Consider the following 24,034-nt stretch of genomic DNA (forward strand, 5'->3'; position numbering starts at 1 on the left):
CGCTCGGGGGAACCTGGGAGTCTGCTGCGAGTTCGGCGACGACGGCGAGCGACCACCGGCGCGCCGACGGAGGTCAGCGCCCCGCGGGCCCCCGGACCGCGTCCCTCACCGCGGCCGCCAGCCGGTCCCCGAGCGCGCGCCGGTCGGCGCGGTCGACGCGGACCTCGACCACCGACAGCCCCCGGCCGGGCGCCGCGAGCGCGGCGTCGAGCGCCGGCCCGTCGCCGACGCGCACGTGCCGTACCCCGTACCCCGCGCACAGCGCCGCGAGGTCGGCGGCGTGCGGCGTCGCGAACACCCGCTCGAACGCCCGGGCACGCTCCGGCGCGCCGTGCTCGAGGGTCGCGAAGATCGACCCGCCGCCGTCGTTGAGGACCACGACCTGCAGGTCCGGCACCTGCTCCGTCGTGGGCACCAGCAGGCCGCCCACGTCGTGCAGGAACGTGAGGTCGCCGACGAGCGCCCGCACCCGGCGCCCGGGCAGCCCGAGCGCGACCCCGGCCGCCGTGGACACCATGCCGTCGATGCCGGCCAGGCCGCGGTTGGCGACCACCGCGGGCGGGGAGTCCCAGCGCGCCACCAGGTCGAGGTCCCGCACGGGGTTCGAGGAGCCGACCACGAGCACGTCGCCGGGCAGGCACGCCCGCGCGACGTGCCGCACCGCGCGCGGCCCGGTCATGGGGGGCGTGCCGCGGATCGGGGGCGCCGACGGGTCGTCGTCCAGCAGCGCGTCGAGGGCCTCGGACGCGGCGGCGTCCGCGCGCTGCCAGGCCGCCAGCCAGCGGGGGTCGCCCGCGGGACCCGCCAGCCAGGACGACGGCACACCGGGCAGCACGCGGTCCGCCGCGCGTCCGGCGTCCGGCCAGCCCGCGCCCGACGGCGCGACCACGGTCAGGTCGACGTCGTCGCGGGCGAGCAGCGCGCTCACCGGGCGGGACAGCGTCGGCCGGCCGAGCAGGACGACCGACCGCACCCGACCGCCGAGGTCCGGGTCGGCGAGCAGCAGGCGGTAGGCCGCCAGGGCGTTCGGTCCGCCGCGCGCGCCCGACGACGGCTCCGCCAGCAGCGGCCACCCCCGGGCCTCCGCGAGCCGGCGCGCGTCCGGCCCCGCGGCGTCACCGGCCACCACCACGACGGGACCCGGCGGATCCGCGGGCTCCGGGGCGCCCCACCCGTCCGCGCGCGGCGACCCCGCGGGCACGCGCGCCACGACGTCCGGCCGGCCGGCCGCGTCCGGCGCGGGCCACGCCGCGTCGTCGACGCCGAGCGGCTCGCGGTACGCCAGGTCGAGGTGCACGGGGCCGGGGTCGGCGGTGCGGGTGCCGAGCGCCGCGGCGACCGCCCGCGTCACCAGGTGCCGCAGGTCGCGGTCCTCGCCGGGGCGTCCGGTGGGCGCCGGCACGTCGGCGTCGAGTCGCACCGCGGGACCGAAGATGCCGGCCTGGACGGTGGTCTGGTTCGCGCCCGTGCCGCGGAGCTCGTGCGGCCGGTCGGCGGTCAGCAGCAGCAGCGGGAGGCCCGCGTGGTGCGCCTCGAGCACGGCGGCGTGCAGGTGGGCGACCGCCGTGCCGGAGGTCGTCACGACCGCGACGGGGCGCGGGGCGCCCTCGACGACGGCCGCCCGCGCCAGGCCGAGCGCCAGGAACGCGGCGTCGCGCTCGTCGACCCGCACGTGCAGCCGGAGCGCCGGAGCGCCGGCCGGGCGCTCGCCCGCGGGGAGGGCGGCGTCGGCGAGGGCGGCGGCGAGCGGCGCGCTGCGGGACCCGGGCGCGAGCACGACGTCGCGCACGCCGTGGGCCGCGAGCTCGGTGAGCAGGACGCGCGCGGCGTGCGGCGCGGGCGGCGCGGGCGGGGCCGGCGGAGCCACCGGGGCCGACGAGCCGTCCCGCTCCGCCGGCGCGGGGCCGGTCACGGCGGCCTCCCCGGTCACGCGGCCACCGCCCGCACCGCCGCGACCCGGTCCGCCCACCGCTGCGCCGTCGCGGCGTCGGCGGCCGTCGCGGCGAGCCGCTCGGGGTCGGGGGCCACGGCGAGGGCGTCCGCGACGCGCAGCGCGCCGTCGACGGGCAGCAGCGGCGGCGCGGCCACGTCGGCGGTCAGCAGCTGCGCGGTCGCCAGCCCGCAGGCGAACGGCAGCTCCGGCAGCGCGGCCGCCAGCGCGACCCCGGCGGCCAGGCCCACGGAGGACTCGAGCGCGGAGGACACGACCACCGGCAGCCCGACGCGCTCGGCGAGCTCGAGGCAGGCGCGCACCCCGCCGAGGGGCTGCACCTTGAGCACCACGACGTCGGCGGCCTCGGCCCGCACCACCGCCAGCGGGTCCTCGGCCCGGCGGATGGACTCGTCCGCGGCGATGGGCACGTGCGTCGCCCGGCGGACGCGCGCGAGGTCGTCGACCGACGCGACGGGCTGCTCGGCGTACTCGAGCCCCCGGGCGGCGCGGTCCAGCAGCGCGAGCCGGTCGACGGCGGTCTCGACGTCCCAGGCGGCGTTCGCGTCGACCCGGATGGACCCGTGGGGGCCGAGCGCCTCGCGGACGGCGGCGAGCCGGTCGGCCTCCTCGGCGGCGCCCTGGCCGGGTTCGGCGACCTTCACCTTGGCGGTGGTGCAGCCGCCGGAGGCGAGCACGATCCGTCGCGCGGCGTCCGGCCCGACCGCCGGGACGGTCACGTTGACGGGCACCCGGTCGCGGACCGGCTCCGGCCAGCCCCGGTCCGCGCCCTCGCGCGCCGCCCGCCACCACGCCGCGGACTCGGCGGCGTCGTAGTCCCAGAACGGGCTGAACTCGCCCCACCCGGCGTCGCCGCGCAGCAGGACGCCCTCGCGCACCGTGATCCGGCGGAAGCGCGTGCGCAGCGGGATCGCGTAGACGTGCACGCGCCTCAGCGTACGGCGTCGGCGCCCGCGCCACGGGGCGCCGGCACACCCCCGGGCAGCGCTCCCGCCAGCAGGGCGCGGGCCGTCTCCCGGACCGGGCGGCCCTCGCTCGCGGCGGCGACCACGGCGCCGTCCACCACCGCGAGGGCGGTCCCGGCGGCCACGTCGCGCAGCCCGAGCGCGTCGAGCAGCCGCTCCAGCACCGCGTCGAGCCGGGCGCGGCCGGCACCGATCGCCGCCGCGAGCGCCGGCACCCGAGCGGCCGCGAGGAGCTGCTCGTAGTGCGCGCGGACGGCGGCGTCGTCGCCGGGCGGCAGCACCGCCTCCACCACCGCGGCGACGGGGTCGGGCGCCGGGGCGGACCGCACGCGCCGCAGCACCCCGTCCGCGTGGGCGACCCAGTCCGCCACCAGCGCGCTGCCGGCCGCGGCGGCCAGGTCGTCGAGACCGCGGTAGTAGTACGTGGTCGCCGCGAGCGGGAGCCCCGCCCGGGCCGCCACCGCCCGGTGGCTGAGCGCGGCCGGCCCCTGCTCGCGCACCAGGTCGGCCGCCGCGCGGGCGAGCTGCTCGCGGCGGCGCTCCCCCTTGGCCGTGCCGGCCGGGCGGGCGGCGGTCGTCACCCGTGCCCGCCCGACAGGTTCAGCCCGATGACGCCGGCGACGATGAGCACCAGCGACACCACCTTGAGCACCGAGAGCGGCTCGTCCAGCAGGACGACGGCGAGGATCGCGGTGGTGGCCGCACCCACGCCGACCCAGACCGCGTACGCCGCACCGACGGGCAGCTCACGCAGCGCCCAGCTCAGGCCGGCGAACGACGCGACGGCGAGCACCACGAACGCGACGCTGGGCCACAGCCTGCTGAAGCCGTCGGACGCCTTGAGGCTGAGGGCCCAGCCGGCCTCGAGCAGCCCGGACAGGATCAGGACGACCCACGCCATGCGGCACGCACCCTTCGCGGCGGGCGCGCCGGGTGGCCTCGTCCGCCGTCCCGCGCCCACCTTTCTGGTACGAGCGTACCAGAGTGCCGGGCGCCCTACGCTGGGCGGGTGACCGAGCCCACCCGCCCCGCTGCGCCGCCGGTGCCCCCGCGCGTCTCCGACACCTTCGACCCCTCCCGGTGGCGGACCGTCACCGGCGTCGGCGAGCTCACCGACCTGACGTACCACCGCGGGGTCGCCCGGGCGGCGGACGGCACCGTGCGCGACCTGCCCGTCGTGCGCGTGGCGTTCGACCGGCCGGAGGTCCGCAACGCGTTCCGGCCGCACACCGTCGACGAGCTGTACCGGGTGCTCGACCACGCGCGCATGACGTCGGACGTGGGGACGGTGCTGCTCACCGGCAACGGGCCCAGCCCCAAGGACGGCGGGTACGCGTTCTGCTCGGGCGGCGACCAGCGCATCCGCGGGCGCGACGGCTACCGCTACACCGACTCCCCCGAGGCGGCGACGGCCGACCACATCGACCCCGCGCGCGCCGGGCGGCTGCACATCCTCGAGGTGCAGCGCCTCATCCGCACGATGCCGAAGGTCGTCGTGGCCGTGGTGAACGGCTGGGCCGCCGGCGGCGGCCACTCGCTGCACGTCGTGGCCGACCTGACCATCGCCTCCCGGCAGCACGCGCGGTTCATGCAGACCGACGCGAACGTGGGCTCGTTCGACGGCGGGTACGGCTCCGCCCTGCTCGCCCGCCAGGTGGGCCAGAAGCGCGCCCGGGAGATCTTCTTCCTCGCCCGCGAGTACTCCGCGGAGCAGGCCTACGCCTGGGGCGCCGTCAACGACGTGGTCGACCACGAGCACCTCGAGGACGCCGCGCTGGAGTACGCGCGGATCATCGCCACGAAGTCCCCGCAGGCGGTGCGGATGCTGAAGTTCGCGTTCAACCTCGCGGACGACGGCCTCGCCGGGCAGCAGGTCTTCGCGGGCGAGGCGACGCGGCTCGCGTACATGACCGACGAGGCCGTCGAGGGCCGCGACGCGTTCCTGGAGCGCCGCGACCCCGACTGGAGCCGGTTCCCGTACGCCTACTGACGCGGGGCACGCCGGGGCGCCGGGGCCGTCAGGAGACGGTCAGCGACCCGGAGCCGTTCGGCACCAGCTCCACCCAGGTGTTGCCCGGGGCGAGCTCCGCGGTCTTCCCGTCCGCGGTCGTCAGCACCAGGGGCGCGTCGCGCGACTCCTTCTGCCAGCGGACCGCGACCGTCCTGCCGCCCGTGGCCAGCGTGCCCTCGCCGGAGCCGCCACCGAGCACGTACGTCGGCACCGTCGCGCCGTTCTGGGCGCCGAACCCGGTGCCCGGGTGGTCCGCCACGATGGACACGACGTTGGTCGCCGTGAGGCGCGCGCCGGTCGCGTCGGTCGCCGGGGTGGTCCCCTCCGATCGCTCCCAGACGGTGCCGTTCCACGTCCAGGACGGCTTCGACTGGCTGGACAGGTCGAAGGCCAGGGTCGTCGCCGGGGTGCCGTCGGTGACCGCCGTCGCGCGCTCCGGCGTGCGGGCGAAGTCGAACTGCTGCCCCGGGCTGTTCTGGTGGTTGGCGTCGGCCTGCGCCCACAGGGCGTTCGGGTCGCCGTAGACGTTGTGCGGCGCGCTGCGGCTGCTGACGCGGTACAGGCCCGCGGCGCCGGCGTCGTGGCTGATCGGCTGCACGGGGCTGGCGTCCACGAGCGCGAGGATGCCGGGCTGGCCGCCGGAGAACGTCAGCAGGCCGTTGAGCGGGGCCACGATGTCCGGGTCCATCGGGCGCACCGAGCGGATCGGGCCGATCTCCGAGGGGATCTGCGAGTGGAAGACCGCGACCAGGCGCGAGACGTCGAACTCGACGATCGTCTCCCAGACCACGTCGGCCTGCTGGAGCCCCGACTGCGGGCGGGCGGTCGCCGTGTTCTCGACCTTCACCGCGAGCGCCGGGCGGTTCGCGATCTCCCCGGCCACGCCGGTGAGCGGCCAGGTGGCGGGCACGACGGGCTCGGGCGCCGCCGTCTTGTGCGGGTCGAGCACCGGAGCCACCGTGGTGGCCTCGGGCGCGGGCGCCTCCTGCTGGGAGCACCCGGCGACGAGCAGCGTCGCCGCGACCGCCAGCGCGCCTGCGCGCCGCAGCCGCCGCGTCGTGGTGTGGACCATCTCTTCCGGACCTCCGTGCCGCCGTCGTGCGTTCCGCGACACTCTACGGGCGGACCTACCCTGGCCGGGTGAGCCGACCCGTCCGCGCCGTGACCGCCACCGCCGCCGGGGTCCCCGCGCTGCGCGAGGCGCTCGCCGCCGCGCTCGACGGGACGGGCCCGGCGGTGCTGCCCGTCGAGGACGCCGCGCCGGACGGTGACGGCGGCACCGTGCCCGACGACGTCGCGCTGCTCGTGCGGACCTCCGGGTCGACCGGGGCGCCCCGCGAGGTGATGCTGACCGCCGCGGCGCTGCGGGCGTCCGCGGAGGCGACGCACCGCCGGCTCGGCGGCCCGGGCCGGTGGCTGCTGCCGCTGCCGCCCGCGCACGTCGCCGGGCTGCAGGTGCTCGTCCGGTCGCTGGTCGCCGGCACCGAGCCCGCCGTGCTCGGCGGGCCGTTCCGCCCGGACGCCTTCGCGGCGGCCACCCGCGCGCTGCCGGGCCCGACCCGCCGCTACACGTCGCTGGTGCCCACGCAGGTGCACCGCCTGCTCGCCGACGCCGAGGGCCGGGCGGCGCTGGCCTCCTACGACGCGGTGCTGCTGGGCGGCGCGGCGAGCCCGCCCGGTCTCGTCGGTCGCGCCCGTGACGCGGGCGCCCGGGTCGTCACCACGTACGGCATGTCGGAGACCTGCGGCGGCTGCGTGTACGACGGCGAGCCGCTCGAGGGCGTCTCCGTCGCGCTGGACGACGACGGCCGGATCCGGCTGGCCGGGCCCGTGCTCGCCGCGGGCTACCGCGGACGGCCCGACCTGGACGCGGAGCTGTTCGAGCGGCGCGACGGCGTCCGGTGGCTGCGCACCAGCGACCTCGGCCGGTGGGCCGCCCCGACCGGCGACGGCCCCGCGCGCCTCGAGGTGCTCGGCCGGGCGGACGACGTCCTGGTGACCGGGGGGGTGAAGGTCGCGCCCGCCGCGGTCGAGCGGGTGCTCGCGACGCAGGAGGGCGTCGGCGAGGTGCTGGTCGTCGGCGTCCCCGACGCCGAGTGGGGGCAGGCGCTCGTCGCCGTCGTCGTCCCGGACCCCGCCGCGCCGGTGCCGGAGCTCGCCCCGCTGCGCCGCGCCGTAGCCGAGCGGCTCACCGCGCCCGCCGCGCCCCGGCACCTCGTCCTGGTCGACGCCCTGCCGCTGCGCGGGCCGGGCAAGCCCGACCGGAGGGCGGCCGCCGACCTGGCGGGTCGCTCCCTCGCCCGCGCGGCCCCGCCACCGGCCTGAGCGGACCGGCGAGGTACGGTCGCACCCGGCTCCCGCCCGCCGCACCCGACCCGCCCGCACCCCGACCCCAGGAGCACCATGGCCACCTCGTCCGAGTGGATCGCCGGCGCCCGCCCGCGCACCCTGCCCGCCGCCGTGGCGCCCGTGCTGGTCGGCACCGGCGCCGCCGCGCAGGTCGATGCGGCGCACCTCGGCCGGGCCCTGCTCGCCGCGGGGGTGGCCCTGGCCCTGCAGGTCGGCGTGAACTACGCGAACGACTACTCCGACGGGGTGCGCGGGACCGACACCGAGCGGGTCGGCCCGATGCGGCTCACGGCCAGCGGGGCCGCACGGCCGCGGGCGGTGCGCGGGGCGGCCTTCGCCGCGTTCGGCGTCGCGGGGGTGCTGGGCCTCGCCCTGGTCGCCCTGTCCGGGCAGTGGTGGCTGCTCGCGGTCGGCGCGCTGTGCGTCCTGGCGGCGTGGTTCTACACCGGCGGCCGGCGCCCGTACGGGTACCTGGGCCTCGGCGAGGTCGGCGTGTTCCTGTTCTTCGGGCTCGTCGCGGTGCTCGGCACCACGTACACCCAGGCCGGGCGGCTCACCTGGCCCGCCTGGGTGGGGGCGGTCGCCGTCGGGCTGATCGCGTGCGCGCTGCTCATGGTCAACAACCTGCGGGACGTCCCCACGGACGCCCTGGTCGGCAAGCGCACGCTCGCCGTGCGGATCGGCGAGCGGCGCGCGCGCGTCGTCTACGCGGTGATGGTGGTGCTGCCCGTCCTGCTCGGCGTCGCCTGCGCCCTGGCGAACCCGTGGGCGCTGCTCGTCATGCTGCTGGCGCTGCCGGCCGGGCTGCTCGCGTTCACGGTGCTGGTCGGCGCCCGCGGGATCGCGCTGGTGCCGGTGCTCGCCGGGACCGGGATGTACGAGCTCGCGTTCGGCGTGCTGCTGGGGCTCGGCCTGGCGCTCTGACGCCGGTCAGAACAGCGCTCTGACGCCGGTCAGAACAGGCGGCCCGGGGTCGGGCCGTCCGGGCGGGGCGAGTCGGGCCCGGCGGGCGCGGCGGGCCCGGCGGGCGCGGCAGGCCCGTCGGTCGCCGCGTCGACGGCCGCGTCCTCGGCGGCGGCGTCCTCCGTGGCCCGGCGCGACAAGCGCGGCCGGTCGCCGCGCGCCTCCGAGCGGGCCTGCAGCCAGAGCGCCGCACGGTCGCGCGGGCCGGCGAGCAGCAGGTACGACAGCAGCGCCGCGAGCACCGCGGCGAGCACCACGCCGAGCAGCCAGCCCGTCCCGGCGAGCACGAGGCCGGCCAGGCAGACCACGAACAGGGCGAGGCGGAGCAGGGAGTACGTCACCACGGGCACCCGCCCAGCGTAGGCCGCAGCAGGGACGGACCGCCCGGCTCGGTACCCCGGCGCCGCGCTGGTTAGGGTGGGGCGCATGGCCCGAGCGCTGCTCCTCCTCGCGATGATCGGACTGACGGTGTACGCCGTCGCCGACATCGTCTCGAGCGACGACGAGGACCGCCTCGGGGTCCCGCGGCTGCCGTGGGTGCTGGTGGCGCTCGTCCCGTTCGTGGGTCCGGTCGCGTGGATCCTCGTCCGCCGTTCCCAGCGCGCGCGGCGTGCGGGCGGCGGGAGCGCCGGAGCGGGCCCGTCCGGCCGGCCCGGACCGCGCCGCGGCGGCCCGGTGGCACCCGACGACGACCCGGAGTTCCTCTGGCGCCTCGAGCAGGAGCACCTCCGCCGCGAGCGCGAGGCCCAGGGGCGGCCGGACGACGACGCGCCTCCCCGGCGCGACGACCAGCCGCAGCAGCGCGACGGCGACCTCCCGGGCGACGCCCGCGGCTGAGCCCCGCTGAGCCCCCGGCGGGGGCGGCCGGTCAGAGGCCGGAGTACGAGTGCTTGCCGGAGACGAACAGGTTCACCACGGTGAAGTTCGCCAGCACCACCGCGTAGCCCACGTACACGAAGTAGGCGGCGCGACGACCCGCCCAGCCGCGCGTGGTCCGCGCGTGCAGGTACGCGGCGTACACGACCCACGCCACGAAGGTGCCGACCTCCTTGGGGTCCCAGCCCCAGTACCGTCCCCAGGCCTGCTCGGCCCAGATGGCCCCGCCGATCAGCGTGAGCGTCCAGAGCACGAACCCGATGGCGTTCAGGCGGAAGGACAGCGCCTCGAGCTGCCGCGCCGGCGGGACCGTCCGCAGCCAGGACCAGGCCGGCCCGGTGACGCGCCAGCGCGCGAGCGGCCGGCGCAGACCGTCGAGGCGGCTCCACGGGTGGTCGAGGTGGGAGCGCCCGGTCTCGCGGCCGTCCTGGAGCACCTGGAGCACGGCGGTCGCGAACGCCACGGTGAAGATGCCGGTGGCGATGATCGCGACGCCGACGTGGATGACGAGCCAGTAGTTCTGGAGCGCGGGCTGGACGGCGTCGGCCTGCACGTAGAACGCGTTCAGGCCGAGCACGAGCGCCAGCACGGCGATGCCCATGACGACGACGCCGAGGAACGGCACGACGCGGCGGCGCTGCACGACGGCGAGGACGACGGACGCCACGAGGGTCCCGACGAGCGTGAACTCGTACATGTTCGCGGTGGGCCAGCGCCCGGCGGCGGCGCCGCGCAGCACGATGCCGACGAGCAGCAGGACGATGCCGAGCGCGGTGGTGGAGCGGGCGATGCCGGTGGCGGCCGAGGGCGCCGCGGTGGCGCCGGAGCCGTCGTCCCCGGCGCCGGACGCGGGCGGCTCGGCGGCGGCGGGCACCTCCGCGGGCGCGTCGGCCGGCAGGACGAGCGACGACGGCCCGCCTGCGCCCACGGCCTCCCGGGCGGCCACGCGGGCCTGCCGGGCGGCGGCCACGCGGGCCTGCCGGGCGGCGCGGTGCTCGCGGGAGGCGACGTCGGCCACACGGGCGAGCGCGACCGAGTACGCGACCAGGGCGATCGTGAACGCCGTCGCCGCACCCCACACGAGCAGGGTGCTGATGTCGCCCAGTGCCATGTCCTCCACCTTCCGGGTCAGCCGGCGGCGGGCAGGTCGCGCCCGGCCGGTCGGAGCCGGTCCACCGCCCGGTCGAGCTCCGCCTGCAGTCCGACGTCGTCGCCGCGCGCGAGGGCCGCGGCGGTGACCACTGTACGACCTGACCCGGGACCTTCGTCCCCCTCGGGGGCGGACGACGCCCGCAGCCACACGCGCCGCCGCGGGGCGAACAGCGAGGCCGCGAGGCCGGCGAACGCCAGCAGCGCGAAGGTCAGCACCCACGCGAGCGACGGGTCGTGGCGCAGGTCCAGCGCGACGAACCGCGGCAGGGCGTCGAACGTCAGCGTCCCCAGGCCGTCGGGGAGGTCCACCGTCTCGCCGGGGCGCACGTAGAGCGTGAGCGGCCGGCCGTCCTCCCCGGTGGCCTGCGTCAGCCCGGACTCGTCCAGCTGGTACACGTTCTGGGGGATGCCGTCGTCCAGCCCGAGGTCCCCGGTCCACACGGCGAGCGCGAGCAGCGGGTCGGTGGGCTGCGGGTCGACGGAGCGCCAGATGTCGTCGGAGAGCTGCTGCGCGGTGGGGAGCAGGACGCCCTGCAGGCCGATCTGCGGCCCGGTGGTCACGTCCGGCACCTTGATGACGCCCTGGGAGGTGTAGACGGTGTCCTGCGGCAGGAACGGCACGGCCCCTTCGAACGCCACCGCACCCGTGGCGTCGCGCACGGTGACCTGCGGCGCGTAGCCGTTGCCCTGCAGGTACACCTTGGCGCCGCCGACCTCGAGCGGGTGGTTCACCTTGATCGTGTCGGCCACCGGGTCGGCGCCCGGCTCGGTGACGGTGACCCGGGCGGTGAAGTCGCGCGACTGGAGCGTGTCGGGGTCGAACCGGGACTCGAACGAGTCGAGGCGCAGCGCGAACGGCTCGAGGGAGGACGGGCGGAACGCGCTGCCGGCCTCGAAGCTGTCGTAGTCGCTCTGGGTGTTGGCGAACGCGCGGCCCTCGACGACGATCGCCTGGCCGCGGTAGTGCAGGAGCTGGCCGGTCGCGATCGCGACGAGCAGGCCGACGAGCGCGAGGTGGAACACGAGGTTGCCGGTCTCGCGGAGGTAGCCCCGCTCGGCGGCGACGCTCCACACGCCGGCGCCCTCGTCGCGGACGTCCACCCGGAACCGGCGCCACCAGCGGGGCCCGCGCAGCGCGGCGGCGGCCCGCTCGGCGACCTCCTGCGGCGAGGCGTCCAGGGCGAGCGCCGCCTGCGCCGGGAACCGGTCGAACCGGCGCGGCGCCCGCGGCGGCCGCCCCCGGAGCGCCCGCAGGTGGGTGCGGCTGCGGGGCAGGATGCAGCCCACGAGCGACACGAACAGCAGCAGGTAGATCGCGGAGAACCAGACCGACGCGTACACGTCGAAGAACCCGAGCCGGTCCAGCAGCGGCCCCACGTCGGGGTGGTCGCTCAGGTAGGTCGCCACGCGGGCCGGGTCCTGCGGCCGCTGCGGGAAGACGGTGCCGGGGACGGCCGCGACGGCGAGCAGCATGAGCAGCAGCAGCGCGACGCGCATGGACGTGAGCTGCCGCCAGCCCCAGCGGAGCCACCCGACGAGGCCGAGGGCCGGGAGCTGCGGGGCCTCGCCGCCGGGCGGGGTGCCGGCGGCCGCGGGCGGGGCGGGTGGCGCGGGCGGGGCGCCGTCGACGAACGCGTCCTCGAGCCCCTCGGGCCGGTAGCCGGTGGTCGGTCGCTCGGTCACGTCACACCGCCGGGACGAACGGCTGGGCGCCGGTGAGCAGGCCCTGCAGCCAGCTCGCCCACGCGGACCAGAGCCCGGTGACCAGCGCCACGCCGAGCAGGATGAGCAGGCCGCCGCCGACGCGCATGATCGCCAGGCGGTGCCGGGCGAGCTGGTCGAGGGCGCGGCGGCTGCGCTGCAGGCCGAGCGCGACGGCGACGAACGGCAGCCCGAGCCCGGCGCAGAACGCGAGCGCGAGCAGCGCCCCGCGGCCCGGCGACCCGCCGTCGAGCGAGAGCAGCAGGATCGCGGCCAGCGTCGGGCCGATGCACGGCGTCCACCCGATGCCGAACGTCACCCCGAGCACGGGCGCGCCCCACAGCCCGGCGCGCGGGGCGACGAGCGTGCGCCGGTCCTGCTGCAGGAACGGCAGCAGCCCGAGGAACGCCAGGCCCATGACGACCGTCAGGACGCCGAGCACGCGCGACAGCGGGTCCTGCCAGCGCAGCAGGAACGAGCCGAGCGTCCCGGCCAGCGAGCCGTACGCGAGGAACACCGCGGTGAACCCGGCGACGAACAGCAGCACGCCCAGCACGACGCGGCTCCGCGAGGGCGGCGGGGCCGGGGTCCCGGCGAGCGCGGGCTGCGCGGGCAGGTGGGCCGCGAGGTCCAGCGGGGCGGGTCCGGCGGCGGTCGCGACGGCCCGCGGGGCGGGGGCCGGGCGCGGCGCGGTCGCGGCGGACATCCCGCCGAGGTAGCCGACGTAGGCGGGGACGAGCGGGAGCACGCACGGCGACGCGAAGGACACCAGGCCGGCCAGCAGCGCGACCGGCACCGCCGCGAGCAGCGACCCGGAGGCGGCGGTCTGCGCGAACGCGTCCCCCACGTCGGCGGCGATCACGGCGCGTCCTCGGCCAGCACCTCGTCGACCAGGGCCCGCAGCGTCGAGCCCTCCACGAGGCCCACGACCCGCGCGGCGACGTGCCCCTCGCGGTCGAGCACGACCGTGGTCGGGGTCGCCTGGATCGGCACGACGCCCTGGAGCGCGGCGACGGCCCGCTTCTCCCGGTCGTCGATGCTCGGGTACGGGACGTCGAAGGCGTCCTGGAACGACTCGGCCGCCCCGGCGTCGTCCACCCCGTTGATGCCGAGCACGTGCACACCCTGGTCGGCGTAGTCCTCGGCGACCGCCACGAGGTCCGGCGCCTCCTCGCGGCAGGGCGGGCACTGCGCGTACCAGGTGTTGAGCACCACGACGTCGCCCCGCCAGTCCGCGGTGTCGACCGGGTCCCCGGCGAAGTCCGACCCGGCGACCTCGACCGGGCCCTGGCGGTCCCCCGGCTCCCACTGGGTCACCGAGCCGTCGCCGGAGACGTAGCCCTGGTCGGGCACGTCGTCGCCGGACCCCGTGCCGGTGCCGCCGCCCGCGGAGCAGCCGGCGAGCGCGACGACGACGGCGGCGGCGAGCGCGGCGGCGCGCGGCCTGGCGGGGACCCTCATGCGCCCGCCACGGCGGAGGCGCCCGGCAGCAGGTCGGCCGCCGGCTCGGTGTAGCCGACGCGCACCAGGCGGTCGTCCTCGTAGACGAGGGACGTCAGGGAGGCCAGCGAGCACTGGCGCCGGCGGGGGTCGTGCCACAGGCGACGGTCCTCGAGCGCGAGCCGCGTGACCCAGATCGGCAGCTGGTGGCTGACGAGCACCGCCTCGTGGCCCCGCGCGGCCTCGCGGGCGCGGTCGACGACGCCGAGCACGCGCGCGACCTGCTGCCGGTACGGCTCGCCCCAGGACGGCCGGAACGGGTTGACGAGCAGCGGCCAGTGCCGCGGGTGGCGCAGGGAGCCGTCGCCGACGCCGAAGGTCAGCCCCTCGAAGCGGTTCTCGGCCTCGAGCAGGCCCTCGTCGGTCGTGACGGGCAGGTCGAGGGCCGCGGCGATCGGCGCGACGGTCTCCTGCGCGCGCTGCAGCGGGGAGGCGACCAGCACGGTCACGTCGCGGCGCGGTGAGCCGAGGTCGCCCGCCAGGTACGCCGCCACCCGCTCGGCCATCTGCTGCCCGCGCGCGGACAGGTGGTAGCCGGGCAGCCGCCCGTACAGGACGCCGGTGGGGTTGTGGACCTCGCCGTGGCGCATGAGGTGGATGGTGGTCGCGACCATGGGGTCAGTCTCGCAAACCCGGCTGGGTGCTCGGGCCGGGCCGGTGGCCGCCGTCCGCCGGCTACGCGCGCTCGGCGTCCGCCAGGGCGGCCGCGCACCCGGCCTGCAGCGCGGCGCCGACGGCGGCCATCGCGTCGCCGAGCGCCTGGAGCTGCTGCGGGGTGAGCACGTCGACCAGGCGCTCGCGCACGGACTCGACGTGCGCGGGGGCGGCCTCGACGAGCCGGCGCCAGCCCGTGTCCGTCATGGTGCAGTTCACGCCCCGCGCGTCCTCGAGGCACGGCGCGCGCTCGACGAGCCCGTCGGCCTCCATGCGGCGCACGGTGTGCGTGAGCCGGCTGCGGGAGTGGGCGAGCTCGCCGGCCAGCTCGGACATGCGCAGCGTGCGTCCGGGCGCCTCGGACAGCCGGACCAGGACCTCGTACTCGCCGAGCGACAGCCCGGTCTGCTCCTCGAGGTCGTGCGCGAGGACGTCCATCAGCCGGGCCGTGCCGTCGCGGTACGCGCGCCAGGCCTGCTGCTCGTCCGCCGACAGCCAGCGGACGTCGTCGTGGGCGCGCGTCGCGCGCGTGGTCTGCTCCGTGGCGCTGCTCATCGCCGGTCCTCCTCCCGGGGCGTCCCCGGCGGGCTGCCGCGGTCGCACGGGCCCGCACTGTGACGTCGGTCGCTGATCGTCCCACAGGTGTTGCGCCCTCGTCCGCAGTGTAGTAGAAATCTCAACTAACCGCAGTTGACGCTTCAACCAATGCAGGAGGCACCATGTCCGTCACCACGCTGCCCACCGGTCTCACCGCCGGCACCTGGACCCTCGACCCCTCGCACACCGAGGCGTCCTTCACGGTCCGCCACGCGGGTATCTCCAAGGTCCGCGGCACCGTCGCGGTGACCTCCGGCGCGATCACCGTCGCCGAGGACCTCACGCTGTCCGCCGTGACCGCGACGCTCGACCCGACGACGATCAACACCAACGACGCCGGCCGCGACGGCCACCTCAAGAGCGCCGACTTCTTCGACGTCGAGACCTTCGGCGAGTGGACCTTCACCTCCACCGCCGTGCGCCCCGACGGCGACGACTACGTCGTCACCGGCGACCTGACCATCCACGGCGTGACGCAGTCCGTCGACCTGGCCGTCGAGTTCGGCGGCGCGGCCACCGACCCGTTCGGCAACCAGCGCGCCGGCTTCTCCGCCACCACGACGATCTCCCGCAAGGACTTCGGCATCACCTGGAACGCGGCCCTCGAGGCCGGCGGCGTCCTGGTGAGCGACAAGGTCGTCATCTCCCTCGAGGTCTCGGCCATCAAGCAGGCCTGACCTCCCCCTGGTCCACGAGGGCCCGGTCGCGCACCCCCTGCCGCGACCGGGCCCTCGTGCACGTCCGGGGTCCCGTGCGGGGCCGGGATCAGTCCGCCGCGACCGGCTCCGGCTCGGCGGCGGGAGCCGCGGCGGGACGACGGGCCCGCTGCCGCGCGTGGAACCCGAGGATCTGCAGCTCCGACCCCAGGTCCACCTCCCGCACGTCCACGCCGTCGGGCACCCGCACGGTGCGGGGCGCGAAGTTGAGGATGCCGGTGATGCCGGCCGCGACGAGCCGGTCGGTGGTCGCCTGGGCGGCGGAGCCCGGCGTCGCCACGACCGCGACGCTGGCCTCCGTCTCGTCGATGACGCGCTCCAGCTCGTCGACGTGCTGGACCACGTGGCCGCCGACGCGCGTCCCCACCAGATCCGCGTGCGTGTCGAACAGGCCGACCAGCACGAACCCGCGGTCCGCGAACCCGGAGTACGTGGCGAGCGCGTGACCCAGGTTGCCGATGCCGACGATGACGAGCTGGCGCTCCTCGGCCATGCCGAGCGCGCCGGCGATCTGCTTGCGCAGGTGGTCGACCTCGTACCCCACGCCGCGGCGCCCGCCCGCCCCGAGGTAGGACAGGTCCTTGCGCAGCTGCGCGGGCGAGGCGCCCACCAGCTCCGCGAGCTGGTCGGACGAGGTGGTGGTCACGCCCTCCGAGGCGAGGCCACCCAGGGAGCGCAGGTATCCGGGGAGGCGGGCGACGGTGGTCGGCGGCAGGGCTCGCACCCCCCCAGGTTAGGCGGTCGGCGGCGCTGCCAGCGCGTCCCGCAGACGGTCGGCGTCGATCTGCCAGTAGCCCACCCGCGCGCCGTCCACCTCGACCACCGGCACCAGCTCGCCGTGGACGTCCGCGAGGGACCGGCCGTCGGGCACCACGCCCCCGGCGTCGACGTCGACCTCGGCCCACGTCGCGCCGCGCTCGGCGGCCACGGCGGCGACCACCGCGCGGGCGTCGTCGCACAGGTGGCAGCCCGCGCGGACGTAGAGCACCACGCGCGCGGGGACGGGGCTGGCGGGGACGAGGGGACCGGTGGGCTGCACGGCACGAGCGTAGGCATCTGGCTACAGTGGCGGCGTGCCCGAGCCCTCCGAGCCCGACACCGGCGCCGCCGTGCAGCCGGGCCGGGTGGCCGCCTTCTTCGACGTCGACAACACGATCATCCGGGGCGCCAGCTCGTTCCACCTGGCGGTCGGCCTGTACCGGCGCGGGTTCTTCCGCAGCTCCGACATCGTGCGGTTCGCCGGGCACCAGGCGCGCTACCTCGCGTTCGGGGAGAACCGGCAGCAGATCGACGAGGTCCGGGAGCGGGCGCTCGAGATCATGCAGGGCCGGTCCGTGGCGGAGGTCGTCGCGATCGCGGAGGACATCTACGACGAGGTGCTGGCCCTGCGCATCTTCCCCGGCACCCAGCGGCTGCTCGACCAGCACCTGCGCGCCGGCCACCAGGTGTGGCTCGTGACCGCGACCCCCGTGGAGATCGCCGACCTCATCGCGCGGCGCCTGGGCGCCACCGGGGCGATCGGCACCGTGGCGGAGCACCGCGAGGGCTTCTACACCGGCCGCCTGGTCGGCGACCTGCTCCACGGCAAGGCGAAGGCGTCCGCGGTGCGCGCGCTCGCCGAGCGGGAGGGCGTGGACCTGTCGCAGTCGTTCGCGTACGGCGACTCCACCAACGACGTGCCGATCCTGTCCGAGGTCGGCTTCCCGTGCGCCATCAACCCCGACGGGCGGCTCCGGCGGCACGCGGCCGAGGTCGGCTGGCCGGTGCGGGAGTTCCGCGGCCGCCGCAACGCCACCCGTCGCGGCGTCGACGCGGCGACCGTCGCCGGGTCCGTGTGGGTGGTCGGGCTGGTCGTGCGCGCCGTCCGCCGCGCGCTGCGGGCCCGCTGGGCCGGCCGGTGAGCGCCGTCGGGCCGACGCCGGACCGTCCCGGCGCGACCGTGCGCCGGGCCCGCCCGGACGAGGCCGTCGCGGTGGCCGGGCTCGCCGCCGCGACGTTCCCGCTCGCGTGCCCGCCGTCGTCCACCCCTGAGGACCACGCCGCCTTCGTCGCGGCGCACCTGACGACCGCCCACTTCGCGGACCACCTGGCCGACCCGGCGCGCGACGTGCTCGTCGCGGACGACGACGGCGAGCTGGTCGGCTACACGCTGCTGGTGGCCGGCGAGCCGTACGCGCCGGAGGTCGCCGCCGTCGTCCCGCTGCGCCCGACGGTCGAGCTCAGCAAGTGCTACGTGCTGGCGGGCCGGCACGGCGGCGGCGTCGCCCGTGAGCTCATGGCCGCGAGCCTGGACGTCGCGCGCGCCCGGGGCGCCGCCGGCGTCTGGCTGGGCGTCAACGGGGAGAACCTGCGGGCGCAGGCGTTCTACCGGCGCTCCGGGTTCGTCGTCGTCGGGACGCGGACGTTCCAGGTCGGCGACCAGCGGCACGACGACCTGGTGCTGCACCGGCCGTTCTGACCGACGCGGGGCGCCGCCGGCGTGCCGGCCGCGCCCCGCGTCGTCCCGGCTCAGGCCAGGCGCACCACGTTCCACGACACCGGCGGCACCTGGACGGTGAGCCGGCCGCCGTCGACGGCCGCCGTCGCGTTGGGCCGCGGCGCGACGGAGGTGTCGTCGTCCGCCGTCGCCACCCACGTGTGGTCGGGGTTCGACAGGCTCGTGGCCTCGACCACCTGCAGGCCGGGGATCGCGCGGGTGTCGACCTCCAGGGTCACGGTCTGCGTGGTCGAGCGGTTCACCGCGAACAGCGCGACGGCACCGGTGTCCGGGTCCCGCGTCGCGACGGCGTCGACCAGCGGCGCGTCCCCGAACTTCGCGGTCTCGTACGTCGGCGCCTCGACGGCCACCTGCAGCACGTCGCCCGCGGCGTACCGGGACGCCTGCGCGAACGGGTGGAACGTCGTCTGCCGCCACACGCGCCCGCCGGGCTCGGTCATGATCGGCGCGATCACGTTGACGAGCTGGGCGAGCGACGCGGAGTGCACGCGGTCGGTGTGGCGCAGCAGCGAGATCAGCAGGTTGCCGACCACGACGGCGTCCGCGACGTTGTACTTGTCCTCGAGCAGCACCGGGGCGACGGGCCAGTCATCACCCGAGGGCGGGACGGACTCCGCGCGCTTCTGGTACCAGACGTTCCACTCGTCGAACGAGATGTGGATCCGCTTGGACAGCTTCTTGTGCGCCCGCACGCCGTCCGCGACCGCGGTGACGGACTCGATGAAGTGGTCCATGTCCATCGCGGACGCCAGGAACGACCCGAGGTCGCCGTCCTCCTCGGCGTAGTACGCGTGGGCGCTGATGAGGTCGACCTCCTCGTAGGTCTCGCTCAGCACGATCTGCTCCCACTCGCCGAACGTCGGGATGCCGACGCCCGAGGACCCGCAGGCCACGAGGGTGAGGCCGGGGTCGACCATCCGCATGGCGCGCGCCGTCTCGGCGGCGAGCCGGCCGTACTCGAGGGCGGTCTTGTGGCCGACCTGCCAGGGGCCGTCCATCTCGTTGCCGAGGCACCACATGCGGATGCCGTACGGGTCGGGCGCGCCGTTCGCGCGGCGCTGGTCGGACAGCGCGGTGCCGCCCTTGACGTTGCAGTACTCCAGCAGGTCGAGCGCCTCCTGGACGCCGCGGGTGCCGAGGTTGACGGCCATCATCGCCTCGGTGCCGGAGGCCTTCGTCCAGCGCATGAACTCGTCGACGCCCACGAGGTTCGGCTCCGTGGAGTGCCACGCCAGGTCGAGCCGGCGGGGACGCTGCTCGCGCGGGCCGACGCCGTCCTCCCAGCGGTAGCCGGAGACGAAGTTGCCGCCGGGGTAGCGGACCGTGGAGACGCCGAGCTCGCGGGTGAGCTCGATGACGTCGCCGCGGAACCCGTCGGCGTCCGCGGTGGGGTGGCCCGGGTCGTGGATGCCCGTGTACACGCAGCGGCCCAGGTGCTCCACGAAGGCGCCGAAGGTGCCGCGGCGGACGGGACCGACGCGGAACGCGGGGTCGAGGGTGAGGGTGACGGTCGGCATGCGGCGCAGCTCCTTCGCTGACGTCTCTTCATCGTTGTACTACCCATCCTGCCGAGCCGGGACCCACCGCGTCAACCGGCGGCCCTGCCGGCGTCAGACGAGGGCGGCGGAGCCCGCCGTCGACTCCCGCACGACCAGCTCGAAGTCCGCCACGACCTGCACCGGCTCACCTGGCGCGGTGCCGGCGACGCGCGCCAGCAGCAGGTCCACGGCGGTCTGCGCGATCTGCTCGCGTCCCGGTGCGACGGACGTCAGGGCCGGGGACGCGAACGCCGCGTCGTCCACGTCGTCGAAGCCCACCACGGCCACGTCGTCCGGCACCGCGTACCCCTGCAGGCGCAGCTCGTGCAGGGCCCCCAGGGCCAGGGCGTCGTTCAGGCCGAACACGGCGTCGACCGCCACCCCCGAGTCCAGCACGCGGCGCATCGCCCCCGCACCGGTCGCCCGGTGCCACGTCCCCGCCTCCGCGACCAGCGCCGGGTCGTACGGCACGCCCGCCTCCGCCAGCGCCTCGCGGTAGCCGCGCAGGCGGAGCGCCGACGACCCCATGTCCTCGCCCTCGTGCGCGCCGACCACCGCGATGCGGCGGCGGCCCAGCCCCAGCAGGTGCCGGGTGGCGGCGCGGGCGGCCGCCACGTTGTCCATCGTCACGTGGTCGGCCGGCCCCCCGAAGATCCGCTCGCCGAGCAGCACGATCGGGACGTCGACCGCGAACTCGTCGTGGTCCTGCGGGCCCAGGGCCAGCGGGGAGAAGATCAGCCCGTCCGTGAGGTGCCGCCGCGGACCGTGCAGCACCTCGAGCTCGCGCTCCCGGCTGCCGCTGGTCTGCTCGATCAGCACGACCACGCCCCGCACGTCCGCCGCCCGGATCACGGAGTCCGCGAGCTCCGCGAAGTACGGCAGCCGCAGCTCCGGCACGGCCAGCCCGATCATCCCCGTGCGGCCCCGGCGCAGGCTCCGTGCCGTGAGGTTCACGCGGTAGCCGAGCTGCTCGATCGCCGCCTCGACCCGCGCGCGCGTCTCCGCCCGGATGTACGGGTACCCGTTGATGACGTTCGAGACGGTCTTGATGGACACGCCGGCCACCGCCGCGACGTCGTGCATCGTCGCGGCGCCCTGGCGCTTCCCGGCCACGTCCCGACCTCCCGTCCTGCCCGCCCGGCACCTCCCCGGCGCCGCGCGAGCCCAGCGTAGGGGCCCGCCGCGCGGCGCCCGGGTCGGGTGCGCGCGGCGGCCCCGCCGGCGACCCGCGTCAGCGGCCCCCGAGCCCGGTCGTCGCGACCGCCTTGACGATCTGCCGCTGGAACAGCATGAACAGCAGGATCAGCGGCAGGGCGGCGATCACGGCCGACGCCATCGTCTGGGCGTAGATGGTGCCGTACGCGTTCTTCACCGTCGAGAGCCCGACGGGCAGGGTCATGAGGTCGGGGTTGTTCGTGACGATGAACGGCCACAGGAAGTTGTTCCACGCCCCGATGAACACGAAGATCGCGACCGCCGACACGATCGGCCGCGAGATCGGCAGCACGATCGACCAGAACGTCCGCCAGTGCCCGGCGCCGTCGACCCGGGCGGCGTCCTCGATCTCCTGCGGCACCTCCGCGAAGAACCTCGAGAAGATGTAGACCATCACCGGCGCGACGAGCTGCGGCAGGATCACGCCCTGGTACGTGTCGACCGCCCCCAGCGCCTCCATCTGCCGGAACAGCGGGACGATGAGGATCTGCCCCGGGACCGCGATCAGGGCGATCGTCGCCGCGAACAGCAGGTTCTTGCCGCGGAACCGCGTCCGGGCGAACCCGTACCCCGCGAGCGCGCACACCGCGACCGTCAGGACCGTCACCGACCCGGCGACCAGCAGGGTGTTGACCATCCAGCGCCCCACCTCGCCGCGCTCGAACACGGTCCGGTAGTTCTCGAGCGTGAAGCCGCCCTCCGGGAACCAGCGCAGGGGGACGGCCTGCGCCTGGGCCTCCGTCTTGAACGACGTGTCGACCGCCCACAGCAGCGGCAGCAGCCACGTCGCGGCCATCACCACCAGCAGCACCACCGCCAGGACCGTCGCGACCCGGCTGCGGCCCAGCACGAGGGCCCGGGTGCGCCGGTTCTCGTCCCGGCGCTCGGCGTACGCCCGGCGGAACCCCCCGGCCGGGGCGGAGATCGTCTCAGCGGCCACGGGCCTGCTCCTTCCGGCGGGCCGTGGTCAGCACCTGGAACCCCACGGCGACCACGATGATGAGGGCGAAGTAGATGTACGACATGGCCGAGGCGTAGCCCATGCGGTAGCCCGTGAAGCCGGTGTCGTAGATGTACTGCAGGATCGGGCGGGTCACCCCGTCCGGGCCGCTGCCGCCGTTGAAGGCGATGAACATCTGGTCGAAGACCTTCAGCGACGCCAGCACCTGCAGCACGGTGATCAGCACCGTCGTGGCCCGCAGCTGCGGCAGCGTGATCGACCACAGCCGGCGCCACGAGCCCGCGCCGTCCAGCGCCGCCGCCTCGTACATCTGGTCGGGGATCGCCTGCAGCGCCGACAGGTACAGCAGGAAGTTGAAGCCGACCGTCCACCAGAGCGTCAGCAGGGCCATCGACCACATCGCCACGGACGGGTCCGTCAGCCAGCCGACCTTCTCCAGCCCCAGCCGGTCGAGCCAGTAGTTGAAGAATCCGATCTCCGGCTGGTACAGCCACACCCAGATCTGCACGACGACCGCGACCGGCAGCATGTACGGCGCGAAGAACGCCAGCCGCCAGACCCACTGCCCCGGCAGCCCCGTGTAGACCAGCAGCGCCATCGCGAGCGCCACCAGCACGAGCGGGACGGTGCTCATCAGCGTGAACGCGACGGTGTTGCCCAGGGTGGACCACATGGTCGCGTCGCCGAACGCCTCGGCGTAGTTGTCGACGCCGACCCAGCCGCCGTTGCCCATCAGCGACTGCTCGGTGAAGCTCAGGCCCAGGCCCCACAGCGTCGGCACCACCAGGAACAGCACGGCGACGACGACGAACGGGATGACGAACGGCCAGCCGCTGCCCTCGCGGCGGGACCTGCCGCGACGCACCGGGGGCTCCGGCGTGCGCGGCGGCTGGACGGGGCCGGTGGCGGCCTGCGACTGCTGCGGTGTGGTGACCGTGCTCATGGCTGCGTCCCCCCTGTCACGCCGGCGGCTTGGTCTGCAGGGCGGCGTCGAGCGCGGCGATGAGCCGGTCGACCGCCGCCTCGGGCGACGACTTGTCGAGCCAGGCGCCCTGGAGCGCCTCCCCGACCCGCGCCTGGAAGTCCGACCCCGAGCCCGTGAACCACGCCTGGGGGTCGAAGACGGCCTGCTCCGCGGCGACCGCGTAGTGCGACTGCGGCACCTTCTGCTGGTACTCCGCGGACGCCGTGACCTCCCGGTTGGCCGGGATGTGCCCGCCGTCCGACCACAGCAGCGACTTGCGGAGCATCGCCGCCACGGTCGCGTAGGCCGCCTCGCGGCGGTCCGGGTCGGGGTCCGCCTGGTGCGGCAGCACGAACACGTGCGAGTCGCCGTACGTCGCGGGCGAGCCGAAGACCGTCGGCATGGGCATCGCGTCCACGTCGACCCCCGCGGTGAGGAACGACTGCAGCTCCCAGTTGCCGTTGAAGCACATGCCGACGCGGCCGGTCGAGAAGTTCGCGACGGCCGACGGGTAGTCGCTGTTCGCGATCGCCACGGTGTCGTCCATCCACGACTGCACCCAGCTGACGACCTCGACCATCGCGTCGCGGTCGACCTGGGCCCTCTCGCCGGGGTCGAGGACGACCTCCGCGCCGGTCTGCGCGTACAGGCCCCACAGCATCCGGGACATCTGCGCGCCGTCGCCCGTGTAGCCGTACCCGACGCCCGCGTAGCCCGTGACCTCGGCCATCGCCCGGCCGGCCTCGACGAAGCCGTCCGGGGAGTCCACTCCGACGAGCTTCCCGTCGCCGCCCAGCAGACCCGCCCGGTCGGCGAGCCCCCGGTCGTAGAACAGCAGGAACGCGTGGAAGTCCAGCGGGACCGCCCACAGCCGGCCGTCGACCACCGCCCGCTCCCGCAGGGCCGGCGCGAACAGGTCCTCGGTCACGCCGTGGTCCGCGAGCCGGTCCAGGTCCCACGGGTCGAGCACCCCGCCCGGCACCCAGCCCGCCACCCGCGTCAGGTGCATGGCCGCGAGGTCCGGGGACCGGCCGCCGACCGACGCCATGACGAGCTTGGTGTAGTACGGGGCGCCCCAGGTGAGGACCACGGGGTCGATGCCGACCGTCGGGTCCTCCTGCTGCACCTCCGTGAGCATCTGCTGGAAGATGCCGCCGTCGCCGCCGGAGAACAGGTGCCAGAGCTGGATCCGGGTGTCCGCGGACGCCGCCGACGCACTCCCCCCGCACCCGCTCAACGCCCACGCCCCCGCCAGCGCACCCGCGCCGGCGACCGCCCCGCGGAGCACCGAACGCCGGCTGAACGCCGTGCCCCCGGGTCCGCCGCGCGCTGCTGAGATCATCGCCCGACCCCCTCGCCCCGGTGCGCGCACCGGGATCTTCATCGTTGAAGAACGCTTGCGAGTGAATCAAGGCCACGCGGAC

The 24,034-nt window shown here is 76.2% G+C and carries 26 protein-coding genes; 7 read left to right on the plus strand and 19 right to left on the minus strand.

Translation table 11 applies throughout. The annotated features are described in order from the left end of the window. Window positions 1-73: 73 nt before the first annotated feature. The 4 genes from menD to P9841_RS08910 are packed head-to-tail and all read right to left on the minus strand — an operon-like array spanning window position 74 to window position 3,817. Window positions 74-1,930 (minus strand): 2-succinyl-5-enolpyruvyl-6-hydroxy-3-cyclohexene-1-carboxylic-acid synthase, encoded by a 1,857-nt coding sequence (gene menD / locus P9841_RS08895; RefSeq protein ID WP_502848779.1) that lies wholly within the window; start codon window positions 1,928-1,930, stop codon window positions 74-76. Beyond that, on the minus strand, window positions 1,927-2,877 hold the full coding sequence (locus P9841_RS08900) for an o-succinylbenzoate synthase (RefSeq protein WP_283321664.1): 951 nt from the start codon (window positions 2,875-2,877) through the stop codon (window positions 1,927-1,929). Before P9841_RS08900 ends, menD begins: the two co-directional genes overlap by 4 nt. Before the next feature lie 5 nt (window positions 2,878-2,882). Further along, the gene (locus P9841_RS08905) at window positions 2,883-3,497 is read right to left on the minus strand and encodes a TetR/AcrR family transcriptional regulator (RefSeq protein WP_283321665.1); all 615 of its coding nucleotides are present in this window, start codon (window positions 3,495-3,497) and stop codon (window positions 2,883-2,885) included. Continuing rightward, window positions 3,494-3,817 (minus strand): DMT family transporter, encoded by a 324-nt coding sequence (locus P9841_RS08910; protein WP_283321666.1) that lies wholly within the window; start codon window positions 3,815-3,817, stop codon window positions 3,494-3,496. Before P9841_RS08910 ends, P9841_RS08905 begins: the two co-directional genes overlap by 4 nt. A 108-nt stretch (window positions 3,818-3,925) precedes the next feature. Here P9841_RS08910 and P9841_RS08915 point away from each other — a divergent pair, with 108 nt between their 5' ends. Continuing rightward, window positions 3,926-4,906, plus strand: coding sequence for a 1,4-dihydroxy-2-naphthoyl-CoA synthase (locus P9841_RS08915; RefSeq protein ID WP_283321667.1), 981 nt, complete (start codon window positions 3,926-3,928; stop codon window positions 4,904-4,906). A 28-nt stretch (window positions 4,907-4,934) separates the two neighbouring features. Here P9841_RS08915 and P9841_RS08920 read toward each other — a convergent pair whose 3' ends face one another. Then, on the minus strand, window positions 4,935-5,999 hold the full coding sequence (locus P9841_RS08920) for a DUF3048 domain-containing protein (protein ID WP_283321668.1): 1,065 nt from the start codon (window positions 5,997-5,999) through the stop codon (window positions 4,935-4,937). 68 nt (window positions 6,000-6,067) lie between these two features. Between P9841_RS08920 and menE the strand changes: the two genes are divergently transcribed. Together menE and P9841_RS08930 are read left to right on the plus strand one after the other, a co-directional pair. Beyond that, the gene (menE, locus tag P9841_RS08925) at window positions 6,068-7,252 is read left to right on the plus strand and encodes an o-succinylbenzoate--CoA ligase (protein WP_283321669.1); all 1,185 of its coding nucleotides are present in this window, start codon (window positions 6,068-6,070) and stop codon (window positions 7,250-7,252) included. A gap of 78 nt (window positions 7,253-7,330) precedes the next feature. Continuing rightward, window positions 7,331-8,200 (plus strand): 1,4-dihydroxy-2-naphthoate polyprenyltransferase, encoded by an 870-nt coding sequence (locus P9841_RS08930; protein ID WP_222171186.1) that lies wholly within the window; start codon window positions 7,331-7,333, stop codon window positions 8,198-8,200. Between the two features lie 29 nt (window positions 8,201-8,229). On the opposite strand, the gene P9841_RS08935 is transcribed toward P9841_RS08930, so the two are convergent. Continuing rightward, window positions 8,230-8,589, minus strand: coding sequence for a DUF4229 domain-containing protein (locus P9841_RS08935; protein WP_283321670.1), 360 nt, complete (start codon window positions 8,587-8,589; stop codon window positions 8,230-8,232). Between the two features lie 76 nt (window positions 8,590-8,665). Here P9841_RS08935 and P9841_RS08940 point away from each other — a divergent pair, with 76 nt between their 5' ends. Further along, window positions 8,666-9,076, plus strand: a complete 411-nt coding sequence (locus tag P9841_RS08940) for a PLD nuclease N-terminal domain-containing protein (protein WP_283321671.1) — start codon at window positions 8,666-8,668, stop codon at window positions 9,074-9,076. Window positions 9,077-9,107: 31 nt separating this feature from the next. Here P9841_RS08940 and ccsB read toward each other — a convergent pair whose 3' ends face one another. The 6 genes from ccsB to P9841_RS08970 all read right to left on the minus strand — a co-directional run bounded on the left by ccsB (window position 9,108) and on the right by P9841_RS08970 (window position 14,677). Then, a complete protein-coding gene (gene ccsB, locus P9841_RS08945; RefSeq protein WP_283321672.1) occupies window positions 9,108-10,226 on the minus strand; it encodes a c-type cytochrome biogenesis protein CcsB in 1,119 nt (372 codons plus the stop codon). A gap of 17 nt (window positions 10,227-10,243) precedes the next feature. Continuing rightward, entirely contained in the window at window positions 10,244-11,950 is a 1,707-nt protein-coding gene (gene resB, locus P9841_RS08950) for a cytochrome c biogenesis protein ResB (protein WP_283321673.1), read from the minus strand. A 1-nt stretch (window position 11,951) separates the two neighbouring features. After that, window positions 11,952-12,776: a cytochrome c biogenesis CcdA family protein gene (locus P9841_RS08955; protein ID WP_502848878.1), complete on the minus strand. Its 825-nt coding sequence runs from the start codon at window positions 12,774-12,776 to the stop codon at window positions 11,952-11,954. Between the two features lie 50 nt (window positions 12,777-12,826). Next, window positions 12,827-13,429 carry a TlpA family protein disulfide reductase gene (locus P9841_RS08960; protein ID WP_283321675.1) on the minus strand — a complete coding sequence of 201 codons (603 nt, stop codon included), beginning with the start codon at window positions 13,427-13,429 and terminating at the stop codon, window positions 12,827-12,829. Then, window positions 13,426-14,082, minus strand: coding sequence for a histidine phosphatase family protein (locus P9841_RS08965; protein ID WP_283321676.1), 657 nt, complete (start codon window positions 14,080-14,082; stop codon window positions 13,426-13,428). Before P9841_RS08965 ends, P9841_RS08960 begins: the two co-directional genes overlap by 4 nt. A gap of 61 nt (window positions 14,083-14,143) precedes the next feature. Next, the gene (locus tag P9841_RS08970) at window positions 14,144-14,677 is read right to left on the minus strand and encodes a MarR family winged helix-turn-helix transcriptional regulator (protein WP_283321677.1); all 534 of its coding nucleotides are present in this window, start codon (window positions 14,675-14,677) and stop codon (window positions 14,144-14,146) included. Window positions 14,678-14,841: 164 nt separating this feature from the next. On the opposite strand from P9841_RS08970, the gene P9841_RS08975 reads away from it, so the two are divergent. Beyond that, on the plus strand, window positions 14,842-15,396 hold the full coding sequence (locus tag P9841_RS08975; RefSeq protein WP_283321678.1) for a YceI family protein: 555 nt from the start codon (window positions 14,842-14,844) through the stop codon (window positions 15,394-15,396). A gap of 88 nt (window positions 15,397-15,484) precedes the next feature. Here the strand turns inward: P9841_RS08975 and P9841_RS08980 are convergent, their stop codons facing one another. Both P9841_RS08980 and P9841_RS08985 read right to left on the minus strand, forming a co-directional pair. Then, a complete protein-coding gene (locus tag P9841_RS08980) occupies window positions 15,485-16,159 on the minus strand; it encodes a redox-sensing transcriptional repressor Rex (protein ID WP_283321679.1) in 675 nt (224 codons plus the stop codon). Between the two features lie 9 nt (window positions 16,160-16,168). Next, on the minus strand, window positions 16,169-16,474 hold the full coding sequence (locus tag P9841_RS08985) for a glutaredoxin family protein (protein WP_283321680.1): 306 nt from the start codon (window positions 16,472-16,474) through the stop codon (window positions 16,169-16,171). 34 nt (window positions 16,475-16,508) lie between these two features. On the opposite strand from P9841_RS08985, the gene P9841_RS08990 reads away from it, so the two are divergent. Further along, window positions 16,509-17,336: an HAD family hydrolase gene (locus P9841_RS08990; RefSeq protein ID WP_283321681.1), complete on the plus strand. Its 828-nt coding sequence runs from the start codon at window positions 16,509-16,511 to the stop codon at window positions 17,334-17,336. Further along, entirely contained in the window at window positions 17,333-17,893 is a 561-nt protein-coding gene (locus tag P9841_RS08995; RefSeq protein ID WP_283321682.1) for a GNAT family N-acetyltransferase, read from the plus strand. The genes P9841_RS08990 and P9841_RS08995 overlap by 4 nt, the downstream gene beginning before the upstream one ends. Window positions 17,894-17,943: 50 nt before the next feature. Here the strand turns inward: P9841_RS08995 and arfA are convergent, their stop codons facing one another. The 5 genes from arfA to P9841_RS09020 all read right to left on the minus strand — a co-directional run bounded on the left by arfA (window position 17,944) and on the right by P9841_RS09020 (window position 23,952). Next, window positions 17,944-19,449 (minus strand): arabinosylfuranosidase ArfA, encoded by a 1,506-nt coding sequence (gene arfA, locus P9841_RS09000; RefSeq protein ID WP_283321683.1) that lies wholly within the window; start codon window positions 19,447-19,449, stop codon window positions 17,944-17,946. Between the two features lie 93 nt (window positions 19,450-19,542). Continuing rightward, entirely contained in the window at window positions 19,543-20,553 is a 1,011-nt protein-coding gene (locus tag P9841_RS09005; RefSeq protein WP_283321904.1) for a LacI family DNA-binding transcriptional regulator, read from the minus strand. A 148-nt stretch (window positions 20,554-20,701) separates the two neighbouring features. After that, complete coding sequence (locus tag P9841_RS09010; protein ID WP_283321684.1) at window positions 20,702-21,625, minus strand: carbohydrate ABC transporter permease; 924 nt, start codon at window positions 21,623-21,625, stop codon at window positions 20,702-20,704. Beyond that, window positions 21,615-22,589 (minus strand): carbohydrate ABC transporter permease, encoded by a 975-nt coding sequence (locus P9841_RS09015; protein ID WP_222171174.1) that lies wholly within the window; start codon window positions 22,587-22,589, stop codon window positions 21,615-21,617. The genes P9841_RS09010 and P9841_RS09015 overlap by 11 nt, the downstream gene beginning before the upstream one ends. 16 nt (window positions 22,590-22,605) lie before the next feature. Then, window positions 22,606-23,952, minus strand: a complete 1,347-nt coding sequence (locus tag P9841_RS09020) for an extracellular solute-binding protein (RefSeq protein WP_283321685.1) — start codon at window positions 23,950-23,952, stop codon at window positions 22,606-22,608. Between the last annotated feature and the right edge of the window lie 82 nt (window positions 23,953-24,034).

Source organism: Cellulomonas sp. ES6 (genome assembly GCF_030053835.1).
Taxonomy (GTDB): domain Bacteria; phylum Actinomycetota; class Actinomycetes; order Actinomycetales; family Cellulomonadaceae; genus Cellulomonas.

Bases quoted from the DNA above. Each gene is read 5' to 3' on its own strand.
- P9841_RS08940 (WP_283321671.1), top strand. From the start codon at position 8,666: ATGGCCCGAGCGCTGCTCCTCCTCGCGATGATCGGACTGACGGTGTAC.
- ccsB (WP_283321672.1), bottom strand. From the start codon at position 10,226: ATGGCACTGGGCGACATCAGCACCCTGCTCGTGTGGGGTGCGGCGACG.
- P9841_RS08970 (WP_283321677.1), bottom strand. From the start codon at position 14,677: ATGAGCAGCGCCACGGAGCAGACCACGCGCGCGACGCGCGCCCACGAC.
- P9841_RS08965 (WP_283321676.1), bottom strand. From the start codon at position 14,082: ATGGTCGCGACCACCATCCACCTCATGCGCCACGGCGAGGTCCACAAC.
- P9841_RS09015 (WP_222171174.1), bottom strand. From the start codon at position 22,589: ATGAGCACGGTCACCACACCGCAGCAGTCGCAGGCCGCCACCGGCCCC.
- P9841_RS09005 (WP_283321904.1), bottom strand. From the start codon at position 20,553: ATGCACGACGTCGCGGCGGTGGCCGGCGTGTCCATCAAGACCGTCTCG.
- P9841_RS09020 (WP_283321685.1), bottom strand. From the start codon at position 23,952: ATGATCTCAGCAGCGCGCGGCGGACCCGGGGGCACGGCGTTCAGCCGG.
- arfA (WP_283321683.1), bottom strand. From the start codon at position 19,449: ATGCCGACCGTCACCCTCACCCTCGACCCCGCGTTCCGCGTCGGTCCC.
- P9841_RS08960 (WP_283321675.1), bottom strand. From the start codon at position 13,429: ATGAGGGTCCCCGCCAGGCCGCGCGCCGCCGCGCTCGCCGCCGCCGTC.
- P9841_RS08930 (WP_222171186.1), top strand. From the start codon at position 7,331: ATGGCCACCTCGTCCGAGTGGATCGCCGGCGCCCGCCCGCGCACCCTG.
- P9841_RS08920 (WP_283321668.1), bottom strand. From the start codon at position 5,999: ATGGTCCACACCACGACGCGGCGGCTGCGGCGCGCAGGCGCGCTGGCG.
- P9841_RS08975 (WP_283321678.1), top strand. From the start codon at position 14,842: ATGTCCGTCACCACGCTGCCCACCGGTCTCACCGCCGGCACCTGGACC.
- P9841_RS08910 (WP_283321666.1), bottom strand. From the start codon at position 3,817: ATGGCGTGGGTCGTCCTGATCCTGTCCGGGCTGCTCGAGGCCGGCTGG.